This is a genomic window from Peribacillus sp. NPDC101480 (assembly GCF_050277335.1).
Taxonomy (GTDB): domain Bacteria; phylum Bacillota; class Bacilli; order Bacillales; family DSM-1321; genus Peribacillus.
Map to the genome: position 1 here is coordinate 72,160 of NZ_JBNNSB010000008.1, position 21,680 is coordinate 93,839.

Below are 21,680 nucleotides of genomic sequence, written 5' to 3' on the forward strand. Positions count from 1 at the left end.
AAGCAATGAATTCCTGAATCATATTACTTAGCATAATCTTCCTGACAATACTTTAAACAGTTTATCATACAACCTTTACCAAATCAGTATGAAGCACGATCTTCTTACCCAAACCACCTTAACTAAATACAGAACAGATAACAGGATTCCTGATCTGAACATAACTTTTTCATGTAATTGCACTTTCGTGAAAATAATGGATGGGTTCGTTAAAAAACTTTCCCTCCCCTTATTTTTTGTTAAGGGGTACTCTATACTGTAGGGTATGATTGATGTGTAGGAGGTAAAAGAATGTCTAATGATCAGTGGATTTTAATTATTGACGATGAAGAAGATTTGGCACGTCTCATGGAGACGGTTTTACATAAAGAAGGTATCCCGAATATTGTTACGGCGGGGACGATTGCGGATGGGTGGGCAAAGTTTCAGAAGTTCAATCCATCACTAGTCTTGCTAGATATTATGCTGCCGGATGGTGAAGGCTATGATTTATGCAAGCAAATTCGGGAAGTGTCGAATGTGCCCATTTTATTTTTGTCGGCAAAGGATGAGGAAATTGATAAGCTTTTAGGTTTGGCGATTGGCGGGGATGATTATATTACCAAGCCATTCAGTCCGAAGGAAGTTGCATATCGGGTAAAGGCGCAGCTGAGGCGTGCGGGCTTTTCAGAGGAAAAAGCTGCTCCGAAAAAATTTCAAATTGGTCCTTTTGAGCTTAGTGCAAATGAAAATGAAGTGAAAAAGGATGGCAAAACGCTAGAGCTCACAGCTAAAGAAATCGGACTGATGAGCTGTTTTATGCATCACCCAAATCAGATTTTAAGCAAAGAAACTTTATTTGAACATGTGTGGGACGATGATTACTTTGGCTCTGATAATACAGTTATGGTTCATATTCGCCGTTTACGCGAAAAAATCGAGGCAGATCCTTCAAACCCTTCTTTTTTAATAACCGTTAAAGGACTTGGTTATAAATTACAAACCAAGGGTGAAACAAGATGAAGTGGAAATTGACACGGCGCTTTTTAGGATCCGTTGTGACAATTGTTGTAATCGTAGGAATCGTAAATACAATTTTACTTTTATGCTTACTCTTTGTTCATTTCGACACGGAAGAGGAATCTGCGGAAAACTTTAGCCGATCTTTTTCACAATATGTAGAACTGATAGATGACAAACCAATGGTAAATGAAGATGGGCTGGAAAAACTGCGGAACAATAACGCCTGGATACAATTTTTGAATGATAAGGGCGAACAAGTTTCTGCCTATTACACACCTCAAAAATTGCAAACCGTATATTCTCCTGTTGAAATCGTCCAAATGTATAAGTATAAAGAAATTGATGCAGAGACGACTGTTTTCGTCGGCGAAGCTCATGATTTCAGCTATTTTGTAGGGGTTAAAGATCGAGGAATAGGCCGATATGTAATGTCCTATAATTATGTTCACATTTTAAAGTACATCAACATCATACTTTTACTGTTTTTAACCGTGGATATTATTATCGCCCTAGTCATTGGATTATTATTTGGTAAAAGATTAACGACACCACTTAACACTTTAATAGAAGGAATACAGCAGCTTCGCGAAAGACGTTTCAAAAAGATGAGTATACCAAAAGGCGTTTATGAAGATGTATTTCACAATATGAATGAACTATCTATAAAGTTGGATCAGTATGAAAAGGAACGTGATCAACTCGACCAAATGCGTGAGGAATGGATTAGCAATGTTTCTCATGACATGAAGACGCCACTTGCTTCCATCCATGGATATACAGAATTGATGAAAGATAATGCCACTGAATTAACACCACAGGAATTGTATGAGTTTACATCCATTATTAATAGACAGTCCGTATATATGAAAGATTTATTGGATGACCTCAATTTAACGATGCGTTTGCGCACCCAACGACTTCCTTTGCAATTTGAAGTTGTTGATATCGTTGGGTTTATAAGAGAAATGACGATCGAGCTTTTAAATGATTCACAATTTGGTGATAAACAGGTTGAGTTTGTGGCAAATGTGGATAAAGCAACACGTAAAGTGGATAAAAAATTACTGAAACGGGCGATTTTTAACTTTATCTACAATGCGCTCGTACATAATGATGAAAATGTCGTCGTGAAAATACAAATTGATGATATTGGTCCACAATCGGAACTTCATACCAAAATTACCATTGCCGATAATGGCCGCGGTATTCCCGACAAAGACTTGGAACAGGTTTTTGAACGCTACTATCGAGGTACGAATACTGCCAGTACACATGGGACCGGTTTAGGAATGGCCATTGCAAGGGACATTATTCTGGCTCATAAAGGTAAACTTGATTTGACTAGCGTTGAAAATAAGGGAACCACAATTACGATACTTTTATAATTATTTAAAGGGCTGTCCATAATTTACAGACAGCCCTTCTTTCATTTATTTTGTTCGTGCTTTTTTGGGAATATCCTCAAATTTCACTTCATCATATGACGAAACCTCATCACCATTTTTCACGTACATCTTTAAGTAAGCGTCTTTTCGAAGATTTTTTTGTGCCGTGAATTCAAGTGGTATCGTTTCACCATCTGCATTTTTGGCGTCCAGTTTATAAGAATAGTAAGTCATCACTGAACCATCATCCAGTTTGGTTTCATGTTGTACCCCATCCTCTGTAATTTGCAAATAATAATTATCGGCATTCATGCGGTTAAAGTCCATTTTAGTAAATGCGAAGACACCTGCCGCTCCCAATATAAACAAAATGCCAACTACCATAATAAATTTCTTCATCTCGATCATCCTTCTGTTTTATTATTTTGTGTGATAATACGATTATAGGAAGCTACCGTTAAGATATAATACAGACCGTAAATGACCGTATAGGCGATCATCCAGATCAACACAGGTTTTTCCAGGTCCATCATCAATATGCCCGAGAAGGCTTTTAAAGCAACCGCACTGTGTAATAACCCCACTGCCAGTGGAACGAAAAAGATTACAAACACTTGTGATGCAATGGACTTCCGCATTTCTTTTGCGTTAACGCCCATCTTATGGAGCATATTGTATTGTGATTTATCTTCCTCAGCTTCCGTTAGAACTTTAAAGTAAATGATACTGCCTGTTGCCGCTAAAAAAACAAGACCAAGGAAACTTCCGATAAAGAGCAATGAGCCTACACCTTCAATGCTTGTTTGAAAATCTTGAGGGGCACTGGAAAATAGCGCTTCTTCAGGCAATTGTTTTGCAATTTCCCCCGATAAATCAGTGGAAGCTTGATCAACTCCGATAACACGATATTTTAGGGCTTCCCCTTCTTTTTGCAATGATTTAAATTGATCATTCGATACAACCACTGCAATGCCTGCTGTTTTGGCATTTAAAACTGTTTGTGTTTTAAAGCTTTGGAATGTGATTGCCGTGTTGTTTTCTGTCCTGATCGTCTTGTCCCTGTATTCAGGTGAAAATCTTTTGTCATATCCAATATCTAAAATGACTGCTTTGCCATTATTCACAAGCAATGCATCCTTACCTTGTACTTCTGCTAATTTGTTATATGTTCTTTCATCGATTATCGTGTAAATCCTTTTATCAGAGCTATCGAATGCTGTTCCCTCGCTAAGTTCTTTTGTATTAAATGTGAAAGATAGTGCTTCGACATTTTCATCATACTTTGTATCTGGCAATATAGCGCTGACTTGCCGATCGCTTTTTGCATCCGTTTGCTGATACATGAAGGTGTTCGGATCAACGGTCATAACTTGGTCATTCGCGTTATAATAAAGGCCATAAACCGCACCGCCAGCCGTTACCGTTGTAGCACTTAACACTGCAATTACGGTCAATGTCCGTGCATTACCCCGAATACGATATAGCAGCTGCGAGATCGTCATCAGATGCAGGCCTTTCCATAGCCATTTTTCATTTTTCTTAATCACCGCTAACACATAGCCTGTCACGCTATGAAACAATAAAAACGTACCGGCAATAACGGTTGTCAAAATGATGAGTGCCGTCATCAAAAAGCCGACTTTTTCCCATACTTTAGAAGTAAATAGATCTTGCATCGCCATCCAATAACCCATGACAATCAGAAAAATTCCCAGAATGGCTACAATCATCGATGGCTTCGGAGCCGCTTCCCCTTTTTTCGTTGCATGGAAGAGATCGATTAGTTTAAATTGATAAATCAACCGATAGCCCTGGAATGATGTCACCAAGAAAATAATCAGAAATACGATTGAGGTGTTCAAAGCAGCAGATTCCGAAAATGTAAATGGTGCTATGACATCATAGCCCATTAAATAGATCAAAATCGTCATGAACCCTTTTGAACAAAGAAATCCAAATAAAATCCCCACAACCAATGAAACCAAGCCTAGCAATAGGTTTTCAAAGAAGAGCATAAAACCGATCTGACGATTACGTACGCCAAGCAATGCATATAATGCCACTTCTTTTTTACGTTTTTTCATGAAGAATGAATTGGAATAGGCAATAAAAATGGCAACGAAGAAAATCAGGATGACAGCCGCACCACTCATTAATGAATCCAATTTCTGTGATGAAGCCGTTTGTTCTGCAACTGTGTCACTATATTTTAATGTTACAAATGTAAAATAGATGATAATGCTAAATACCATGGATGCGATATATAAAAAATATTGGGAGAGGTTTCGAGCAATATTCTTTCTCGCCAGACTAAATAACGTCATCTACCTCACCTCCAATTGTTGCAAGGACATCCATAATTTCTTGGAAGAAAGCTTTACGTGATTGGCCACGACGATATATTTCTGTTGAAAGCGTACCATCCTTGATGAAAATGATCCGCCGGCAGAAGCTTGCGGCATATGCATCATGTGTCACCAACATGATGGTGGAATTATTATTTTCATTTAGTTCACTTAAGCTTTCCAGCAGACCTGTTGCTGATTTTGAATCAAGTGCACCTGTGGGCTCATCTGCCAGAATCAATGCAGGCTCTGTCACAAGTGCCCTGGCTGCAGCTGTCCTTTGCTTTTGCCCGCCGGAGATTTGGTATGGATATTTGGCTAATAAGCCTTCAATCCCAAATACTTTAGCAATACGATTCACCAAGTTAGTAATTTCTTTCGCTGGAATTTTTGCAATCGCCAGTGGTAATAATATATTTTCCTTAACAGTCAATGAGTCAAGCAAATTGTAATCCTGGAAGATGAAACCAAGATTATCACGTCTGAAATCCGTTAAGTCTGCCCCTTTCATATCGTGAATGCTCGTATCATTCATGAAAATTTTCCCTTCAGTCGGCGAATCTATGGTTGCCAACATATTGAGCAACGTCGATTTCCCCGCTCCAGAAGGTCCCATGATTCCTACAAACTCCCCTTCATGAATCTCAAAAGATATATTTTCCAACGCTGTGAAGGCAGCGCTTGATTTACCATATGTTTTTTTTATATTTTCCACTTTTAATAATGGTCCCATTTGTTTCACCTCTTCAGTATTGTTGATACTTATACTTTACATGCCCATTCTTACAGCATCTTTGTGCCAACCTTACAGCAAGCTTAAATCCATAAAAAAAACGCCTGCCATTTAAATAGGAAGACGTTTTTTTATGGATTTTTTGAAAGTAAAAGTATTTAACTTTGCTTCAGAAGCCTGCGATCGATTACAAAATTACCAAATGGAATGAATGAAACGATGAAAATCATCGCCATTTTTAAAAAGGACCATTTTGATATGATGCTCACATAAAGTAATAAAAGTCCAAATACAACAAATAAGAAACCATGGATGCTGCCTAAAATGAGTGTTGCTTCCCCAATATCCAATATGTACTTAATGGGCATACCAATGGCAAGCAATAAAACATATGAGATTCCCTCAATTATTGTAATAAACCGAAACCAACCAATAGCTGTCGAAAACATTCGCTCATCCCCTTATTCATTGTACAAGTACGGCACACAAATCCAGCTTCTTGTCCCCAATCCAAAATCTGTTACTTCATCATATTATATTACTGTGCCATCCACTAATAAATAGTACCAGGTTTGCCTAAAAATAGAACAACAAAAGCCCAATCCAAGGATTGGGCCTGTTAACAACGCAAGGTTCAAATTTACTTAAAGACGTTCAATTTCGAAACCAATTCGCTCCCTCATCCATATGCACGAAGGGAATATCCGTATCAATTACACCGTTGATTCGTTTTAACTCAACATCTTCCCCTTCGAGCCATTTTGCAAAATCTATTGAAGTCGGCTCCTGGTTCCCTCCCAAGGCAATCCAAGCTTTCATCTCCTTAGGTAAATAAGCGGATGTATGAATCGTTCCCGCCCAGCTGCTATATAAATCCGAGAAGACACCTTGATTGGTATCATTAAACAACCTATAAGCATCGTAGGCAGATGAAAGTCTTCCTTCCTGATCTTGGATGATCTCCAATCGGCGTTTTGAATCGATAAGATGGTTACGGTTTTCATTTTTCATGATTTCAAAGTGATTTGTACAGGCATTTGACGTGCGCACCTCTACATTTCTCGGGGAGGTTTCAACGATATAGGTACTTCCGCTTTTATCATAGACGACGTAAGTGAAAGAATGACGATGCGGGATTTCCTTCAACATCGCGACCGCTTCCTGAACGTTCGCACAAGATTCAACAATCAGTCTGCCAATCATGCAACAGATGAAACCATCGCCAGGGTTCTTGCGATTCATGAAGTTATAGCCTATCACCAAACCTTTTTCATTCATTCCATCCATTCGACCAGTCCCTCGCTGACTCGGACCGATGCTTGAATACCCTTGATCGGTTGGCTGGAATAAGACATAGCGTCCTTCATAGGTCTTTGGGTGGTAATCATAATTGCGAATGAGATAATCATCGCCTGTCATGATGGAACAGCCCGACCGAACATAATCCAAACGGTATCCACCAAACTCTTGCAGCACACGGTCAATTGGCCATTTCAGCGCTTCTTGCAACCCCAGTAATTCTTCCCAAACTCCAGGGGCGAATTGTGTAATGGCTTTCCTGACCTCTTCTTCTTCAACCGTAAACCGAGGCTGCCTGATTTTCCACTGATCTTCACGATTTTTTACCGTTAGTGAATCTTTTAATTCCTCCCCTTGCATGTATCCAAACTCATAATGTGTACCCCGAAATTGTATGACATCACTATATATCTGCTTCACGGCTTATCCCTCATTTACAGTAGTTGCTATTCAAGTTAAGAATACTTGAAGTATTGTTGAAAATAAAGAAGATAAGCCTTTAAATTTATGAAACAACTCACCACCCCGTACCTCCCTCATAATCTGTAACTAGGCACATTTATGAGGGGGACGGATCATGGAGATGGAATTAACGGCACTCCATTGGATTTATGTTGTATTCATTGCATTGATAATCGGGTTTATGGTAAAACGTCGTGATACTACCCTCATCTGCATAATTGGTATTTTCCTTTTGGCTTTAGTGGCTACAGGCAGTTTAGCCTCTTCCATAAGCGGGATATTCAACAGCTTCATTTTCGCAATCACGGAATTAATGTCCACGATATTAATCATTTCAATCATCGTTGCCATGAGCACGGTTTTAACGAAGTCGGGCATTAATGATGTCATGATTGCACCGTTTGCGAAATTCATTAAAAATCCTACACTTGCCTTTTGGGTAATCGGAATCGTCATGATGATGATATCCTGGTTTTTCTGGCCATCACCTGCCGTTGCCTTACTTGGGGCTGTTCTGCTCCCTGTTGCTTTACGGGCTGGTTTACCTGCTCTTGGTGTAGCGATGGCGATGAACCTATTTGGTCACGGAATAGCATTATCAGGGGATTTCATCATTCAGGCTGCCCCTAAACTAACGGGCGATGCGGCTTCCATACCAGTCGGTGATGTCATCGCTGCGAGCATCCCACTTGTCATTACAATGGGGGTCGTCACCACCCTCTCCGCCTTTATCCTTTTAAAGCGGGATATGAAGCTGGGAAAAATCAATGCGGCGGATAATGAGGGGATCGTCCAAGATCAGACAATGAATGAAGATTTGCTTACATTGAGACAAAAGAGGTTTTTTGCCATTTTCATTCCGATTGCCTTTCTGTTGGATGTTGTGGCATTGTCGATTTTGAAGTTGCAAGGCGGAGATGCAACGGCATTGGTTGGGGGCACTGCCGTTTTCATTTTGCTGATTTTATCCCTTGTCGCACATAAACAACAAGGTCTTGAAAAATCAACGGCCTATTTGATTCAGGGTTTTCAATTTGGCTTTAAAGTATTCGGACCCGTCATTCCGATCGCCGCATTCTTCTATCTAGGTGATTCTGGATTCAATCAGATCATCGGTGACTACTTACCAAAAACATCCCTCGGCATCGTCAATGACCTTGGTGCCGCCTTGGCAGCCTCCGTTCCTTTAACGAAAGAAATAGCCGCCGTCACATTAACGGGCATCGGTGCCATCACTGGCTTGGATGGATCGGGCTTCTCAGGCATTTCTTTAGCGGGATCTGTCGCCAAACTTTTTGGCACGGCAATCGGTGGCGGAACCGCCACCTTGACTGCACTCGGGCAAATAACCGCGATTTGGGTTGGCGGAGGTACCCTGATTCCATGGGCACTGATACCAGCCGCAGCCATATGTAATGTCAGTCCCTTTGAACTCGCCCGCCGGAATCTGCTTCCGGTAACCATTGGTTTAGCAGTGACTACAATTGTCGCGATGTTTCTCATTTAATCGATTTGCGCCGATTTGTGTGGACTTTACATTGAAAAAGGACTGAGTAAAAAATCAGTCCTTTTTCATTTCAATCCGATATAATTGTAGAATTCCGTCGATATATTCCTATTTTCGGAGGTATAACTGTAGATTTCGTCGATATATTTTTCCTTCATACCCAACTTATTCGTTATTGAATTTCTTTTTTGAAATCCATATGTTCGTTACCAATATCGCTACTGCCGTCAACTCAAGTGCCGCTAATGCACCCCAAATCGCTTGTGAATTGACTGTGCCTAAAATCAGTACTTCCATGGCATGTTTACTCATGCTTGCCGGATTCACATTGTCTATTACCGGACTTAATCCAACTATGATTCTACAGCCGAGGAGAAATACTATCGAAATTAATGCAATAATACCCTGACTATTAAAAATGGTACTGATCATCGTCGTGAATGAAACGATAAATAGGATCCACAGCAGATAGAACAGCAAGGCCACTATTATATCCGCAAAGTCAACGCTCGTAAACAAGAAAACTGCATACAGATATGAAACCAAATATCCCAATGCTACACTGAAGGCAACAAACAGATAATTGGAAATGATCTTCCCGCTTATGTAAGATCCAACCGTCACGGGCCTTGTAAGAATGAAAGCCAGCATACCATTTGCTTTATCGGATTGTACGACTCCCATCATGGAAACGATGATGATCATGACCCCTAACTGATCAAATTGAGACCCTAAGGTACTGGCAAGAACTTCACCGCCTTTTTGGGCCGCCATGCTTGGATCAATGGTGATCCCTTGGGCCCCGCCCAGTGCCTCTAATATTGAAGGTAAATAATAACTTACGACTGGTTGAGTTATTCCTAAAAATACAAATACAAGCGGCAGCCATATCACTTTATATTCACGTACCATCTGAACAAATTCCTTTTTAGCCAAAACGGTAAAATCACTCATTTTTCCACCACCAATTTTAAGAAAATCTCTTCCAATGTATCGTTATCTATTTCGAACCTTATAAGATCAACATTATGCTCCAGAGCATTCGCCAGTAACATATTCTTGTTTAATTCAATATCTTCCACTTCTATCTTCAATTTATTTCCAATCACCTCTACACCTTTGACAAAGTTCAAGCTTTTAACGTTTTCAATCCATTTTTGACTTTTAGAGGTTATGTCGACATTAATTTTATTTCCACTATCCCTGTTTAATAATTCTGATATTGTTGTGTCCTCAATTTTTTTACCGCTTTTTATAATGACAAACCTCTCACATATTTCTTCTGCATCGCTTAATATATGCGTCGATAATAAAATTGTCGTATCTTTCTTTATCTCTTTTATGATATTCAACACTTCTCTCCGGCCGATTGGATCTAATGCCGAAACCGGTTCATCCATGACAATCAAAGCTGGTTTATGTAACAATGCCTGTGCAATTCCAAGCCTTTGTTTCATTCCGCCTGAAAAAGTCCGCACCTTTGAATTCTCTTCCCCGCTCAACCCCACTTTCGACAATATCTCTGGAATGCCGCTTAATAATTCTTCCCTCTTGATACCCGAGAGCTGCCCCATGAATGTAAGGGTTTCTTTGGCAGTCATCCATTGAAAGAAGTTAGGATATTGTGGTAAGTAGCCTATTTCCTTTTTCATTTTTGAAATTCCCTTACCATCAAGCAATACTTCTCCCCTAGTTGGATCAATAATATCTGCAATGACTTTTATTAGTGTCGACTTACCAGCCCCATTTGGCCCAATCAATCCAACACATTCCCCAGATTGCAATTCCATTGAAAAATTATTGACCGCTGTTTTTTCTTTGAATTTTTTTGTGACATTATTAATCTCCAATTTCATATTCTGTCACTGTCCTTTCTACCAATAACGAAGTAAAGAATTGGACCGATAGTATTTGCAAAAATAATGATGAGTGTCCACAATAAAACATTTTTCCGCGTCTTTCGATTTCTGTATAAATCAATTAATGCAATAAGGATTAAAATCATCCCAATAGCAATTACCGGTAAAATAATCGGCAGAATAGGCATGAAATCAATATCTTTCAATTCGTTCCATCCATAATGCAATTTCATATATACCACTCCTTAATAACAAATTTTATTATCATTATCAGTAATGATAACATTTAAATTGGTATTTTTCACCTATTTTTTTCTTGATAAAATATTGTTTGAGGTTTTATTGTTATTTATAATGATAATATTATCATGTTAGATAATATATGATATTTATTAAGCTTTATTGCATGAAGACATTACAATTGAAATTATTTCATTTCCAATGTGAGGAGAATAAGATGATTAATAAAGCCGAAATTTTAATGCATCCTGTAAGAATGAAGATTACCCAAGCTTTAATGAGAAACAGGGAAAATGGTTTAACACCATTAGAAATGTTAAAAATCATTAAAGATGTACCCCAAGCAACATTATATAGACATATACAGGTTCTATTTGATTCAGGGGTCATCCGCATTGTAAAAGAGAAAAAAGTGAGATCCGTTTCCGAAAAATACTATGTTTTAAATGAAGAAGAAGCGCGACTTAGCGGGGAAGAATGGAAAAAATATTCTAATGAGAAAAAGGTGAACTACTTTTCTTATTATCAATTATCCCTTATGACTCAATATCAAAACTATCTTACTAAATTAGAAGAAAGAGATTGTACTGAAGATGGTTCAACCTTTTCCCTTTTAGAACTAAAGCTTGATGATGAAAGCTTTATTAACTTTCAAAATGAATTGAACGATTTAATGGTAAAATACTACAACTCTACGAATCAAAGTGCTAAACAAGATTCTCCTATTCGAACAATCGGCGTTACAATCATTCCGGAATCATAAGTAAATGAAAAGGCTGTTCTCAAACCTTGGACTAAAAGAACCATGAATACTATAGATTCACCAACCAAAATGGTTGCAGTCTCCGTTTTGAAACAGCCCTTAATTATGGAAGAAACTCCAAGGTTAAAAAGGATATCCCCGCTGTCAGCAGGTTCCCAATGCTTCCTTGATACTGCTGTACACTTCGTCCCACAGGTGTTTTTCTTCAGCAAAAGCCGCAGTTATCTTCTTGATGACTGCTTTTTGCGCTGCCTCGAAACGTTCATCATCCTTGGCCGGCAGGTCTGACCTTAACTCCATTACATACTCTTGTACCTTTGGTGCACGTGGTCCCCAAACAGCTTTTTCTTCACCATTCTTATCAATGAATATAAAAATGGGAATTGAACGCGCTGTTCCATTCGTTAAGTATTGATCCATCAGTTCAAGATTTTGGTCTCGTAAAACCATCCGAGTTTCAATATTTGCCTCTTCAGCTATATTCAGCAGTATTGGAATGTTCATCATTGCGTCTCCGCACCAGTCTTCGGTAATGACAATGGCTCGAAGTTCCTTCGTCTTTAATTCATCGAAAAAACCTTGGTCCTCTGCAGAAACGGAAAAACCCTCCTGAATCGATTGTAAGTTTTCTTTATGAACTTTCATTGAAGATACAAATTCTTTAGCGGGAATCCCCTTTTCAAACCATTCATTCAGTGTCGTCATACTATTTCTCCTAACTGTTTTTAAGTTAAAAGTACCATAAACCCCTTATTTTTTCATTGTTTCCACCCTGAAAAATAAAATTCCAAATTGGTAAATTAAAACCATGTTTTCTTTCCCGTGTAAAGGGAAAACTCTAAATACATTCAATAGCTTACTAACTAACTAACTATTTTATATTCATTAAAACATTGTTTTCTAGTTTAGGAGATGAAATTTGTGGAAGGTTTTCTCTTTGCGCTACTCCCTGCATTGACATGGGGCAGCTTAGTGCTTGTTTCCGAAAAACTCGGAGGCAACTCTTATAATCAAACACTTGGCATTACAATCGGTTCATTACTGTTCGCCATCATGATGTCTTTCATCAATCCTCCGGAATGGAGCAGTACAGTGTGGATTGTCGGTATCATTTCCGGGATAGGCTGGGCATTCGGGCAGTTATTTCAATTCAACAGCGTCAAGGAAATCGGGGTATCGAAAACCGTTCCAATCTCAACAGGGCTGCAAATTCTAGGAAATACATTTTTTGCAGTTATCATTTTCAGGGAATGGAATGACAGGATGACAATCATCATCGGCATTATTGCAATAATCTGTTTGATTACAGGTATCTTGCTGACGAGCTACGGCGATGGTGATAACAAAAAAGCAGGAAGCATGAAAAAAGGGGTTTTATATCTTGCCATTTCAACGGTCGGTTATGTTACATATGTCATTGTCGTCAGATGGAATGAAGTTGACGGATGGTCGGCGATCCTGCCGCAAGCAATTGGCATGTTCCTGGCTGCCCTGCTCCTATCCATCAAACATAAACCGTTTAATAAATATGCCGGAAGAAATATTCTAACCGGAATGATGTGGGCAGTCGGTAATATCGGCCTCCTGCTCGCTAATCCAAAAGTAGGCGTTGCCATCGCATTCTCATTTTCCCAAATGGGGATCGTCATTTCCACTTTAGGCGGCATCTTTCTTTTAGGAGAGAAAAAATCCAAAAAGCAAATGGTCTTCGTCATCACCGGGTGTGTACTCGTAATTGCTGGCGGAATCATGATCGGCTTTACAAAAGAATAGTCAAAGGAGCGATAAATGATGTATGAAGATTTAGAGAAAAAAGTGGTAGTGATCACTGGGGCGGCAAAAGGGTTAGGAAAAGCCATGGCCGAAAGGTTCGGTAAAGAAAAAGCGCATGTCGTATTAAATTATCACACTGAAAATGGCGACCATAAGGAAATCATCAAAACGATTGAAGCGGCAGGCGGGAAAGCCGCAGCCATTCAAGGCGACGTTTCAAAGGAGGCGGATGTGAAGAAATTGCTTTCATTCGCTGTGGACACCTTTGGCACAATCGACATCATGATCAACAATGCTGGCATTGAAAATGAAGTGCCTAGCGAAAAATTGACTCTTGAAGATTGGCAGAAAGTCATCGATGTAAATCTAACCGGAATGTTCCTGGCAAGCAGGGAAGCAATCAGTTATATGCTCGATCATGGCATTAAGGGGAATATCATTAACATGTCTTCCGTTCATGACCGGATCCCTTGGCCTCATTTTGTCCACTATGCAGCAAGTAAGGGCGGAGTGAAGATGATGACAGAAACCCTTGCACTTGAATATGCTCCTAAAGGGATTCGCATTAATAATATTTCACCTGGGGCAATCGACACACCCATCAATGCCGAAAAATTCAATGATCCAAAAGCTAAACAAGAAGTCATCGACCTGATACCGATGGGATATATCGGAAAACCGGAACAAATTGCGGCTTGTGCCGCTTGGCTAGCTTCCTCCGAATCTAGCTACGTAACGGGAATGACCTTATATGCTGATGGCGGAATGACCAAATACCCAGGATTCCAAGCTGGAAAAGGCTGAACTTAACTAAAGAAAAGAACCATTGCAATGACTAAAAAGAATAAAACCAATAAAAAAACCAATGGTGAAATGACGCGTTTGACCCAATAAAGGAAAAGGTTCTTACAACCGGAAAAAAGAGCAATCCTATAAAGGATGCTCTTTTTTTTTCGCTTATTTCTACCTGGCAACAGTATCATATTTCGTTTTATTTCATTTTAGGATATTGTATTTTCTTTATCACGGATATCGGGCCCTTCCCAAGCTTAGTGTTCACTATGAATCATATTAAAAAGAATTTAAAGGATTGAATCATAACCGTGAAAAAAATCGATCATATTTCAAGGACGAAATAAAAAAAGATGATCCCATTTAATCTGAGATCATCTTTCCTTTACTGCTGGCTAAGTGTTAGCGAATGCCTTTCATGTAGCCTTGAATCTTTGGTGATAAGGCCATCAGGGCAAGTCCAAGGACCATTGAGGCAACACCGATCACTCCAAAATAAGCCATTTCGGTTTGAGGTGTGTAAAATCTGACGATTTGTGCGTTCAGTGCTTGTGCTGCTGCACTTGCCAGGAACCACAGGCTCATCGTTTGTGCCGAGAATGCGGCCGGAGCCAATTTTGTAGTAGCTGAGAGTCCTACAGGAGATAAACAAAGTTCTCCAAGTACTACAAGGAAATAACTAAGTACAAGCCATAGCGGATTGACTAATGCGTCTGATCCACCGAAATAAACAGGAAGCAGGATCACCAGGAATGATAAACCGGCGAACAGTAAACCGATTGAGAACTTTTGAGGAATGGTCGGCTGACGCTTTCCTAGTTTAATCCATAACCATGCGAATACTGGTGCAAGGGTAATGATGAACAAAGGGTTCAAAGATTGGAACCATGCCGGGTTTATTTCTATTCCAGCAAAATTCAACTGTGTCCGTTTGTCTGCATAGCTTGCTAATATAGTTGCACCTTGCTCTTGAATCGCCCAGAACATGACGGCTGCTATAAACAAAGGAATATAGGCAATCAAGCGTGAACGTTCAACAGAAGTCGTTTTCGGGCTGCGATACATGAAAATGAAATAAAGTGTCGGAATAACGATCCCTAGGATACCTACAAGATTAATGAAGGTTTCAATCGTTAAGATGCCTGCAGAAGCCGTGATGCCGATAATGGCAGCTATGATTAGTGCAGCTATCCCCAATTTAGTGAATACTTTTTTCTTTTCATTCTGTGATAATGGGTTAGCAGGAAGAGTTCCAGCCAGGCCCAGGTTCTTTTTCTTTGTTGTAACAAAGACGATGAGTCCAATTAACATACCAATTGCCGCAAGTCCAAAACCAAGATGGAAGCTATAGTCCATTCCGACTGTACCGACAACAAACGGTGAAAGGAATGCACCCATGTTGATACCCATATAGAATATACTGAAACCGGAATCCCTGCGTTCGTCATTTTCTGCGTAAATTTCACCGACAATGCTGGAAACATTCGGTTTTAATAAACCAGTACCCAGAACGATAAGTACCATGGAAACAAAGAACATGGAGAGACTGCCTGGTACAGCAAGGACAATATGCCCGAGCATGATCAAGATACCACCGTAAAATACGGCTTTTGAAGTCCCGAAAATCCTATCGGCGAGCCATCCGCCAATTATACCTGACATATATACTAAAGATCCGTATATGGATACAAGGGCAAGGGCTGTGGGTTCATCAAGACCTAGTCCCCCTTTAGAAACTTCGTAATACATATAGTAAACAAGAATGGCCTTCATGCCATAATAGGAGAAACGCTCCCAGAACTCAGTAAAGAAAAGGGTGAATAGTCCTTTAGGGTTTCCAAAAAAACCTTTTTGAGGTACACTATCCACAATTTTCTGTTTATTTATCGTTGCCATACCTAGTCCTCCTTTTATTATTGTATAATAACATTTTATTTTCTCTATTGTAAACAAATATTTAGTATATTTAAATAATTAAATTCAAAATAAATAGAAGTGCCTTTCCACCACACAAGCCAAAGTCCGGATTTATACTAAAAAACAGTCCATATAATCTAATAGAAAGCGGCCATCAATGATATATTACCCTAACTTCACTAATGGTATTACTTTGGTAGCCATGCACATATTAATGAGAATCAAAATGGCAAATTTTGAATAATCAAATCATTACCGTTATATACACCGTATAATAGATATAAAAACGAGGAGGCACCTTAATGTTCGGGATCATAACCGTCGTGATGATTTTTTCCATCCCTATACTTGGAATACTGACAACCCATTTTGAAAAACAGTCAAAAACCAAACACAAGATGTTGCAAGTTGAATTGGAACTTGAAAAACTTAAACATGAAAACTTTCTTATGGAGACGGAAAAAATGAGGCTGGAACTGGATCAGATGAAATTCGAACAAAAAAGAGACGAGCCAAGGTTACTGTAATCAAGTAACGTTGGTTCGTCTTTTTTAATGAGTTTTGTACCGTTTTAAAAACCCTCCGCCCGTCATAAGAATTACAATAGAGCCATTTTAATGGATATATTGATCGCCAACAAGAAGGTCTGACAGCACCTTTGTCGGGATGATGAACTCGACTGCCCCCATATATCCCGGCGCAGCTTCGTAGCTGTTAAAGGCAATGACTAGCTTGCCATCTTCGTTAATATAAAAGTTTTGGTTTTCATCGATGCCTTTAAATGCAGTAAGATCATCATCTTCGACCCAATATATCTTTTCCGGATCTTCAGCCATCTGCCGCTTCATCTGTTCCTTGATGTTTTCGCTGATCACCCGAAGATAACGATCATCTTTAAATAAGCTATTTAACGTTAAAAGCACTTCGTTCTTCTTGTCGACTGTATCGAATTGACTTTCCGTGGAACTGGAGGCCTGAATCGTATCCGTATAACGCTGTACCGATAATATCGTTTCATTATCCGTCAATATCACATATGCGCTTTCCACCGAGATATTGCCCTTTTCCCCATCCTTCAGTTTTGACATGGAGTCCGTGAATTCCTTATATAGCTGTTTGCTTTCCGATAAGTATTTATCATTCAAGCTATCTTCGAGCTGTTTATTCTCCAGACCGGATATAGCAGGTGTTTTGATTACTGCCGAGGAATTATTCGCTTCTTCTTTCCATTCGACGAAGGTAATCACTTTGATGACCTTCTCGACTATTGGAATATCACTCATGGCTTTCGCCGCTGCCGGGCTGATGTTTACGGAAGCTGTCACGATTAGAAGGACTGCAGCCGCTGACAAGAGGATATTCCTGCCAACCCTCGGCTTCTTCCTTGGCTTTTCATTCAAGGCTGCTTGAACGACATCATTCAATTCCTTTGGTATCGGTATTTTAAGATATTCTTCCCGCAGATCTTTTAATTTTTTTTCCATCTTTTCGTTTCCTCCCGTTCAGTCATGTTGATCCGCAATAGTTGCAGCGCCTTATATAATCTCGTTTTAACCGTGCTTACGTTCTCTTCCAGCACTTCCGCTATCTCGTCCAACTTCAGGTCCTCAAAGAAACGGAGGACGACTACCGTTTTGTACTTGACTGAAAGTCCTTCCAGGGCCTTTTGCAAATCCAGGTCAGGATAGTGATCTTCCTCACCGCTGCGTAAGTATTCTATTGTTTCGTCATCGGCGACGGTCAGTTTCTTTTCCTTCCGCAATACATCCAGTGCCGTTCGGACGATGATCTTATATAACCAACTATCTATAGAAGCAGCGTCTTTGATTTTGCTGCTGGAGGCTAGCGCTTTCCTGATCGATTCCTGCACGATATCAAGGGCATCATCTTGGTTTTTGACATAGTAAAAAGCAAGTCTGTACAAATTATCTTGCCGTTCGGTTATCCGGGCCGCGAGTAATTGATTCATATCTGGATTTTTCATTGCATGATAGAGCTCCTTACATTTAAATTCCGTATCCTAGGTACATAGAATAGACGTTGGTGGAGCCATAAAAGTTTGAAAATGAGCAAGGAAATATATAAATATAAAAAAATGAAATTTTTTACAAACTTTTAAGACTTTTGGCGCGTCTATATAGTAGAATGATTATCGAGGTGGAGTGCATCATGAGAAAATTAAATTATAAAAAAGTCTTTATTTTTCTATTTTGTCTAACAGCTGCTGTGGGAACATTGGGGTTAGCCATCAAAAGCCTTGCTTTTGATAAGAAAAGAACCGTTTCGGCCTATACAACCGATAAGAATTACCCAGAAGCCGATATTCAAACGTATGTGAAAGATAATACGAAAGGCGGATATTCAGCCAGCAGGCCCGTTCTGAATTTAGAAAATATCGACAAGCAGCTAGAAGCCTACATAAAGAAAGAAATTAAGGATTATGAAAAGAAATGGAAAGCATCCGACGGAAAAGCTTCCGAGCTTAACCTCACCTATACGATCCTCCATTTCAGCAAACAGACCATTACGATTTCCTTCGATAAATATGAGCAAGTGGAAGGAAAGAAGCAGTCTGGAACCCAGATCTTCACTTATGATATTCCATCTCAGCAAAAGCTCTCCATGGAAGACATCTTTGCCACGGATACTGATTATTTATCCGTTTTATCCGATATTGTTTTTGAAGAGTTAACGGAGAAGGAAGAAGAAGGCATTTCAAACAGTCTCATTAAAAAGGAAAACAAACTGAAGGCAGCCAACTTCAATTCTTTTTCAGTCTTGAAAAATACGCTTGTATTCTACGTTAAGACTGATGATTCAACCAAGACCCATACAATAGCCATCAAGAAGGAACTTTTTAAAGATAGTTTGCTAGATTCATATCAAAGTCAAGATTTGAATGAGGATCGTGTAAAGGAATGGCAGCCGAAACATATCGTTGCCAAACTGCCCGTGCAAAATGAATGGATCGACCCTTCAAAAAAGGTCATTGCCTTGACGTTCGATGACGGGCCGCATCCAAGTCATACCATGTCCATTCTTGAGAACCTGAAAAAGTATGATGGTCACGCGACGTTTTTCGTGCTTGGAAGCCGCGTTCAGCACTATCCGGAAGTTCTTCAAAAAATGCTGCAGCAAGGAAATGAGATCGGCAACCATTCATGGGATCATCCGCAGCTGACGCGCTTAAGCAAGAACAAAATCGAAGATCAAATCGAAAAGACCCAAGACGCTGTAGAAAAAGCTACAGGTGCTGAGCCAAATCTCGTCCGTCCCCCATATGGAGCGATTAACAATAATGTGCGTGAATACATGGAGGATATGAAAGTCACACTTTGGGATGTCGATCCCGAAGATTGGAAAGAACGCAATGAAAAGAAAATCGTAAACAAGGTGATGAGTAAAGCCAAAGATGGCAGAATCATATTAATGCATGATATCTACCAAACTAGCGCCCAGGCTGCCGGAAAAATCATCAAACAACTGCATGACCAAGGCTATCAACTGGTCACAATCTCGGAATTGGAAAAGGTAAAGAAGGATCGTGAACTTTCCGGAATTACCATAAGTGAATAATCAAAAGAAAAGAGCCTGTTTCGTGATTCGGAACAGGCTCTTTTCATTCAAATAAAATAAAGCAGGCCTTTGATCTTATAGCAAAGGTCTGCTTATTATTTCATTCACCAAGATCTACATTATGATAAACTTGTTGAACATCTTCCAAATCTTCCAATGCATCAATCATTTTTTCGAATTGTGCTTGTGCATCTTCTGGAAGGGTTAGGTCATTTTGTGCAAGCATCGTCAGCTCTGCCACTGTAAAATCGCTGATTCCTGCATCCTTGAATGCTTGTTGTACAGCATGGAATTGTTCAGGCTCGGCATAAACGATGACACTTTCTTCTTCTTCCATGATGTCACGTACATCAACATCCGCTTCCATTAACAGTTCAAGAACATCATCAGCCGTTTTACCTTCAATCCCGATGACAGCCGTTGCATCGAACATATAAGCAACAGATCCGCTGACACCCATATTCCCGCCATTTTTCCCAAATGCGGCACGTACATCAGATGCCGTCCGATTCACGTTGTTTGTCAATGCATCCACGATGACCATTGAACCATTTGGACCGAATCCTTCATAACGGAGTTCGTCATAGTTTTCTTCCGAACCGCCTTTTGCTTTTTCAATCGCACGGTCAATTATCGCTCTTGGGACATTGTACGTTTTCGCACGCTCAAGTACGACCCTTAATGCCTGATTGGATTCTGGATCTGGTTCACCTTGTTTTGCCACTACATATATTTCCCGTCCGAATTTAGCATAAATCCGACTAGTATTAGCATCTTTTGACGCTTTTTTTTCTTTAATGTTATTCCACTTACGACCCATTATATTCCACTCTCTTTCATCATTGATATATATGAATAGATTATTAAGATACGGCCCTAGGAGAAAACCCACAAAGGGGGAATTCCTTTGAAGATAGGCTATACGTTTACTAGATTATATTATACATCAATTGTATAATTTTGAAAAAGTCCTGCACATCCCTCACTTGGCATTTATCGGTACTTTGCGCTATTTCTTATGAAATACTATGGAAAACATCAGCAGTGGTATAGTATGAAGTGATCGGAAAGGAGAGATGATCCATGAAGGATAACCAAATCATCATCGGGATACCCGGTAAATGGAAGGACCGGACAGAATTGATTCAAACGGTCGCTTCCCAAAGCGAAGGGTATCTGTTAGCCGGGAATGTTTTTCATAACAGTGATAAGAACATTACGTTTCAGGCGGAGGTCCATGATTATGAACCCACTTTAAAAGAGAGCTTTTCTTACGCCAGTAAAGACGCCTTTTCAGAGAATGCATTAGAGGAAATCAATGACCATACCTTTACCGTTTATATAATAGCCGATGTATCCGATACCGGAACTGTTATCGATTTGATCGATGCCGGGGCAGCGATCCTAAGGGCAGGCGGAATGGCAGTGAAAATAGAAACCGCTGGAATTGCCCATTCAAAGGAAGATTGGCAGCATCTTCATTATAGCCCGGATATTCTTTCGGTATATGCCCATTTTGTCACGATCATCGGAGAGGAAGACTATTATTGTTCATTCGGAATGAAAGCCTTTGGTCTTCCGGATGCCGTGACACTTAACACAATGAGTCCGAAAGAGGCGGCTGCTCTGCTTAACACATTTAATTATTACCATGTAGGTGAACGGCCTCTCTTTAAGAATGGCGAAACGTTTAGCATTCAGCAAGATGCACCAGACTTTATATTGACGGGCCTTCAGGACTTTAGATATGAAGAAGACCATCCCTTCTACAACCCGTTTGGATTATGGAATTTAGGGACAAGTAAATAGAGGAGCGATTCGCTCCCCCAGACTGCAGGCAAATAAAGCGAGTGCCTGCAGTTTTTTTATTTTAAAAGTGTTCCAATCGACTTCAGAACTCCGCCCCCTTTCCGCCCCCTTTCCGCCAACTGTCTGCCAACTGTCTGCCAAGCCTCATCAAAGCAAGCGCCTGCGGGGTCTTGACTAGCCAGCCTTTTGGCAGGAGTGTTCCAATTTTCTTCCATACA

General features: G+C 39.8%; 22 protein-coding genes. 9 read left to right on the forward strand and 13 right to left on the reverse strand.

Going from position 1 to position 21,680, the window contains the following annotated elements:
* Window positions 1-291 precede the first annotated feature (291 nt).
* Window positions 292-1,002, forward strand: a complete 711-nt coding sequence (locus tag ACQKMF_RS22760) for a response regulator transcription factor (RefSeq protein ID WP_427575086.1) — start codon at window positions 292-294, stop codon at window positions 1,000-1,002.
* Window positions 999-2,387, forward strand: coding sequence for a sensor histidine kinase (locus ACQKMF_RS22765; RefSeq protein WP_427575088.1), 1,389 nt, complete (start codon window positions 999-1,001; stop codon window positions 2,385-2,387). Before ACQKMF_RS22760 ends, ACQKMF_RS22765 begins: the two co-directional genes overlap by 4 nt.
* A 45-nt stretch (window positions 2,388-2,432) precedes the next feature.
* Here ACQKMF_RS22765 and ACQKMF_RS22770 read toward each other — a convergent pair whose 3' ends face one another.
* From ACQKMF_RS22770 to ACQKMF_RS22790, 5 genes are all read right to left on the reverse strand, one after another.
* Complete coding sequence (locus ACQKMF_RS22770; protein WP_427575090.1) at window positions 2,433-2,786, reverse strand: YxeA family protein; 354 nt, start codon at window positions 2,784-2,786, stop codon at window positions 2,433-2,435.
* A 5-nt stretch (window positions 2,787-2,791) separates the two neighbouring features.
* The gene (locus ACQKMF_RS22775) at window positions 2,792-4,711 is read right to left on the reverse strand and encodes an FtsX-like permease family protein (RefSeq protein WP_427575092.1); all 1,920 of its coding nucleotides are present in this window, start codon (window positions 4,709-4,711) and stop codon (window positions 2,792-2,794) included.
* The gene (locus tag ACQKMF_RS22780) at window positions 4,698-5,465 is read right to left on the reverse strand and encodes an ABC transporter ATP-binding protein (protein ID WP_402944932.1); all 768 of its coding nucleotides are present in this window, start codon (window positions 5,463-5,465) and stop codon (window positions 4,698-4,700) included. Before ACQKMF_RS22780 ends, ACQKMF_RS22775 begins: the two co-directional genes overlap by 14 nt.
* A gap of 158 nt (window positions 5,466-5,623) precedes the next feature.
* Window positions 5,624-5,914: a DUF3817 domain-containing protein gene (locus tag ACQKMF_RS22785; protein WP_034305497.1), complete on the reverse strand. Its 291-nt coding sequence runs from the start codon at window positions 5,912-5,914 to the stop codon at window positions 5,624-5,626.
* 205 nt (window positions 5,915-6,119) lie between these two features.
* On the reverse strand, window positions 6,120-7,184 hold the full coding sequence (locus ACQKMF_RS22790) for a C45 family autoproteolytic acyltransferase/hydolase (RefSeq protein WP_402944937.1): 1,065 nt from the start codon (window positions 7,182-7,184) through the stop codon (window positions 6,120-6,122).
* A gap of 157 nt (window positions 7,185-7,341) precedes the next feature.
* Between ACQKMF_RS22790 and ACQKMF_RS22795 the strand changes: the two genes are divergently transcribed.
* On the forward strand, window positions 7,342-8,733 hold the full coding sequence (locus ACQKMF_RS22795; RefSeq protein ID WP_101225517.1) for a hypothetical protein: 1,392 nt from the start codon (window positions 7,342-7,344) through the stop codon (window positions 8,731-8,733).
* Window positions 8,734-8,898: 165 nt separating this feature from the next.
* On the opposite strand, the gene ACQKMF_RS22800 is transcribed toward ACQKMF_RS22795, so the two are convergent.
* Genes ACQKMF_RS22800 through ACQKMF_RS22810 form a run of 3 tightly spaced genes read right to left on the reverse strand, consistent with a single transcriptional unit; the run spans window position 8,899 to window position 10,825 of the window.
* On the reverse strand, window positions 8,899-9,687 hold the full coding sequence (locus ACQKMF_RS22800) for an ABC transporter permease (protein WP_427575095.1): 789 nt from the start codon (window positions 9,685-9,687) through the stop codon (window positions 8,899-8,901).
* A complete protein-coding gene (locus tag ACQKMF_RS22805) occupies window positions 9,684-10,589 on the reverse strand; it encodes an ABC transporter ATP-binding protein (protein ID WP_402944945.1) in 906 nt (301 codons plus the stop codon). The genes ACQKMF_RS22800 and ACQKMF_RS22805 overlap by 4 nt, the downstream gene beginning before the upstream one ends.
* A complete protein-coding gene (locus ACQKMF_RS22810) occupies window positions 10,586-10,825 on the reverse strand; it encodes a PLDc N-terminal domain-containing protein (RefSeq protein ID WP_101225520.1) in 240 nt (79 codons plus the stop codon). Before ACQKMF_RS22810 ends, ACQKMF_RS22805 begins: the two co-directional genes overlap by 4 nt.
* Before the next feature lie 224 nt (window positions 10,826-11,049).
* On the opposite strand from ACQKMF_RS22810, the gene ACQKMF_RS22815 reads away from it, so the two are divergent.
* Complete coding sequence (locus tag ACQKMF_RS22815; protein WP_427575098.1) at window positions 11,050-11,595, forward strand: helix-turn-helix domain-containing protein; 546 nt, start codon at window positions 11,050-11,052, stop codon at window positions 11,593-11,595.
* A 144-nt stretch (window positions 11,596-11,739) separates the two neighbouring features.
* Here ACQKMF_RS22815 and ACQKMF_RS22820 read toward each other — a convergent pair whose 3' ends face one another.
* Entirely contained in the window at window positions 11,740-12,300 is a 561-nt protein-coding gene (locus ACQKMF_RS22820) for a thioredoxin family protein (RefSeq protein WP_230178448.1), read from the reverse strand.
* 207 nt (window positions 12,301-12,507) lie between these two features.
* On the opposite strand from ACQKMF_RS22820, the gene ACQKMF_RS22825 reads away from it, so the two are divergent.
* Together ACQKMF_RS22825 and ACQKMF_RS22830 are read left to right on the forward strand one after the other, a co-directional pair.
* On the forward strand, window positions 12,508-13,368 hold the full coding sequence (locus ACQKMF_RS22825) for a GRP family sugar transporter (RefSeq protein ID WP_427575100.1): 861 nt from the start codon (window positions 12,508-12,510) through the stop codon (window positions 13,366-13,368).
* A gap of 18 nt (window positions 13,369-13,386) precedes the next feature.
* The gene (locus tag ACQKMF_RS22830) at window positions 13,387-14,172 is read left to right on the forward strand and encodes a glucose-1-dehydrogenase (RefSeq protein ID WP_101225524.1); all 786 of its coding nucleotides are present in this window, start codon (window positions 13,387-13,389) and stop codon (window positions 14,170-14,172) included.
* A 390-nt stretch (window positions 14,173-14,562) separates the two neighbouring features.
* On the opposite strand, the gene ACQKMF_RS22835 is transcribed toward ACQKMF_RS22830, so the two are convergent.
* The gene (locus ACQKMF_RS22835) at window positions 14,563-16,056 is read right to left on the reverse strand and encodes a peptide MFS transporter (RefSeq protein WP_260359112.1); all 1,494 of its coding nucleotides are present in this window, start codon (window positions 16,054-16,056) and stop codon (window positions 14,563-14,565) included.
* 323 nt (window positions 16,057-16,379) lie between these two features.
* Here ACQKMF_RS22835 and ACQKMF_RS22840 point away from each other — a divergent pair, with 323 nt between their 5' ends.
* Window positions 16,380-16,604, forward strand: a complete 225-nt coding sequence (locus ACQKMF_RS22840) for a hypothetical protein (RefSeq protein ID WP_101225526.1) — start codon at window positions 16,380-16,382, stop codon at window positions 16,602-16,604.
* Between the two features lie 87 nt (window positions 16,605-16,691).
* Here ACQKMF_RS22840 and ACQKMF_RS22845 read toward each other — a convergent pair whose 3' ends face one another.
* Complete coding sequence (locus ACQKMF_RS22845; protein ID WP_427575103.1) at window positions 16,692-17,561, reverse strand: DUF3298 domain-containing protein; 870 nt, start codon at window positions 17,559-17,561, stop codon at window positions 16,692-16,694.
* On the reverse strand, window positions 17,546-18,061 hold the full coding sequence (locus ACQKMF_RS22850) for an RNA polymerase sigma factor (RefSeq protein WP_101225528.1): 516 nt from the start codon (window positions 18,059-18,061) through the stop codon (window positions 17,546-17,548). The genes ACQKMF_RS22845 and ACQKMF_RS22850 overlap by 16 nt, the downstream gene beginning before the upstream one ends.
* Before the next feature lie 185 nt (window positions 18,062-18,246).
* Here ACQKMF_RS22850 and ACQKMF_RS22855 point away from each other — a divergent pair, with 185 nt between their 5' ends.
* Window positions 18,247-19,653, forward strand: coding sequence for a polysaccharide deacetylase family protein (locus tag ACQKMF_RS22855; RefSeq protein WP_427575106.1), 1,407 nt, complete (start codon window positions 18,247-18,249; stop codon window positions 19,651-19,653).
* A 100-nt stretch (window positions 19,654-19,753) separates the two neighbouring features.
* On the opposite strand, the gene ACQKMF_RS22860 is transcribed toward ACQKMF_RS22855, so the two are convergent.
* Window positions 19,754-20,473 carry a YebC/PmpR family DNA-binding transcriptional regulator gene (locus tag ACQKMF_RS22860; protein ID WP_101225530.1) on the reverse strand — a complete coding sequence of 240 codons (720 nt, stop codon included), beginning with the start codon at window positions 20,471-20,473 and terminating at the stop codon, window positions 19,754-19,756.
* Window positions 20,474-20,736: 263 nt separating this feature from the next.
* Between ACQKMF_RS22860 and ACQKMF_RS22865 the strand changes: the two genes are divergently transcribed.
* Window positions 20,737-21,462 carry a DUF4261 domain-containing protein gene (locus ACQKMF_RS22865; RefSeq protein ID WP_402944976.1) on the forward strand — a complete coding sequence of 242 codons (726 nt, stop codon included), beginning with the start codon at window positions 20,737-20,739 and terminating at the stop codon, window positions 21,460-21,462.
* Window positions 21,463-21,680 lie beyond the last annotated feature (218 nt).

Excerpts from the sequence above, each read along its gene's own strand:
- ACQKMF_RS22760 (WP_427575086.1), top strand. The coding sequence starts at position 292 with ATGTCTAATGATCAGTGGATTTTAATTATTGACGATGAAGAAGATTTG.
- ACQKMF_RS22765 (WP_427575088.1), top strand. The coding sequence starts at position 999 with ATGAAGTGGAAATTGACACGGCGCTTTTTAGGATCCGTTGTGACAATT.
- ACQKMF_RS22770 (WP_427575090.1), bottom strand. The coding sequence starts at position 2,786 with ATGAAGAAATTTATTATGGTAGTTGGCATTTTGTTTATATTGGGAGCG.
- ACQKMF_RS22775 (WP_427575092.1), bottom strand. The coding sequence starts at position 4,711 with ATGACGTTATTTAGTCTGGCGAGAAAGAATATTGCTCGAAACCTCTCC.
- ACQKMF_RS22780 (WP_402944932.1), bottom strand. The coding sequence starts at position 5,465 with ATGGGACCATTATTAAAAGTGGAAAATATAAAAAAAACATATGGTAAA.
- ACQKMF_RS22785 (WP_034305497.1), bottom strand. The coding sequence starts at position 5,914 with ATGTTTTCGACAGCTATTGGTTGGTTTCGGTTTATTACAATAATTGAG.
- ACQKMF_RS22795 (WP_101225517.1), top strand. The coding sequence starts at position 7,342 with ATGGAGATGGAATTAACGGCACTCCATTGGATTTATGTTGTATTCATT.
- ACQKMF_RS22800 (WP_427575095.1), bottom strand. The coding sequence starts at position 9,687 with ATGAGTGATTTTACCGTTTTGGCTAAAAAGGAATTTGTTCAGATGGTA.
- ACQKMF_RS22805 (WP_402944945.1), bottom strand. The coding sequence starts at position 10,589 with ATGAAATTGGAGATTAATAATGTCACAAAAAAATTCAAAGAAAAAACA.
- ACQKMF_RS22810 (WP_101225520.1), bottom strand. The coding sequence starts at position 10,825 with ATGAAATTGCATTATGGATGGAACGAATTGAAAGATATTGATTTCATG.
- ACQKMF_RS22815 (WP_427575098.1), top strand. The coding sequence starts at position 11,050 with ATGATTAATAAAGCCGAAATTTTAATGCATCCTGTAAGAATGAAGATT.
- ACQKMF_RS22820 (WP_230178448.1), bottom strand. The coding sequence starts at position 12,300 with ATGACGACACTGAATGAATGGTTTGAAAAGGGGATTCCCGCTAAAGAA.
- ACQKMF_RS22825 (WP_427575100.1), top strand. The coding sequence starts at position 12,508 with ATGAAATTTGTGGAAGGTTTTCTCTTTGCGCTACTCCCTGCATTGACA.
- ACQKMF_RS22830 (WP_101225524.1), top strand. The coding sequence starts at position 13,387 with ATGTATGAAGATTTAGAGAAAAAAGTGGTAGTGATCACTGGGGCGGCA.
- ACQKMF_RS22835 (WP_260359112.1), bottom strand. The coding sequence starts at position 16,056 with ATGGCAACGATAAATAAACAGAAAATTGTGGATAGTGTACCTCAAAAA.
- ACQKMF_RS22840 (WP_101225526.1), top strand. The coding sequence starts at position 16,380 with ATGTTCGGGATCATAACCGTCGTGATGATTTTTTCCATCCCTATACTT.
- ACQKMF_RS22845 (WP_427575103.1), bottom strand. The coding sequence starts at position 17,561 with ATGGAAAAAAAATTAAAAGATCTGCGGGAAGAATATCTTAAAATACCG.
- ACQKMF_RS22850 (WP_101225528.1), bottom strand. The coding sequence starts at position 18,061 with ATGAAAAATCCAGATATGAATCAATTACTCGCGGCCCGGATAACCGAA.
- ACQKMF_RS22855 (WP_427575106.1), top strand. The coding sequence starts at position 18,247 with ATGAGAAAATTAAATTATAAAAAAGTCTTTATTTTTCTATTTTGTCTA.
- ACQKMF_RS22860 (WP_101225530.1), bottom strand. The coding sequence starts at position 20,473 with ATGGGTCGTAAGTGGAATAACATTAAAGAAAAAAAAGCGTCAAAAGAT.
- ACQKMF_RS22865 (WP_402944976.1), top strand. The coding sequence starts at position 20,737 with ATGAAGGATAACCAAATCATCATCGGGATACCCGGTAAATGGAAGGAC.